Annotated in this window: 2 protein-coding genes; both read left to right on the forward strand. The window is 38.4% G+C overall.

From position 1 onward, the window contains the following. The coding region (locus tag B5F71_RS20875; RefSeq protein WP_206423878.1) for a hypothetical protein at positions 1 to 368 on the forward strand (368 nt) is incomplete at its 5' end. 12 nt (positions 369 to 380) lie between these two features. Then, positions 381 to 560 carry a hypothetical protein gene (locus B5F71_RS20585; protein WP_158098169.1) on the forward strand — a complete coding sequence of 60 codons (180 nt, stop codon included), beginning with the start codon at positions 381 to 383 and terminating at the stop codon, positions 558 to 560. Positions 561 to 615 lie beyond the last annotated feature (55 nt).

The raw sequence follows: 615 nt of genomic DNA on the forward strand, positions 1-615 counted from the left end.
CATCCTTTTATGGTTTCCATATCAAAACCGTACGTTCTCCAATTGAAAACCGTACGTTCTCGATATGGAAACCGTACGGTTTTCAATTGGAGAACATAAAAAGAAGACACCTTGAAACAGATACTGAACCTTTCAATCATATATTGGTTCGTATCTGCCAAGCAAACTTATCGGAAAAATCAAAACAACCTCTTACAACAAATGCAACTCTCTCGCCACATCCAGTGCGCGGATGGAATTGCCGACATGCAACTTTTCTAAAATATTCTGCCGGTGATCCGAAGTCTTGCCTTTGCAGCGTGCGGTCGAGTTCTTGTTGCGTGTCCATTGCAAGAAAAAAAATAGTTATTAATAAGAAGCTGTTTTGAATTTATCGTGCGATGATTTGGGATGAGTTTTTGAGGCTTTTTTGCTTCTGTGATGAGGAAGATAGCGGGCTATCTGACGAAGAACAGGAGCGAAAAGGGTCAAAAAATCGCCCAAAGCACACACGAAAACGGATACATCAAGCCAAGAAAAACTTTTTGGAGAAATTCAAAACAGCTTCTTCTATGTTGTAATCCAAATATCCAGAGAATTTTTTTATTTTATTAAAGGTTTTCATTAGCTTTGTAA

It is taken from the genome of Bacteroides sp. An269 (genome assembly GCF_002159755.1).
In the GTDB taxonomy this organism is placed as follows: domain Bacteria; phylum Bacteroidota; class Bacteroidia; order Bacteroidales; family Bacteroidaceae; genus Phocaeicola; species Phocaeicola intestinalis.

Excerpts from the sequence above, each read along its gene's own strand:
- B5F71_RS20585 (WP_158098169.1), top strand. The coding sequence starts at position 381 with ATGATTTGGGATGAGTTTTTGAGGCTTTTTTGCTTCTGTGATGAGGAA.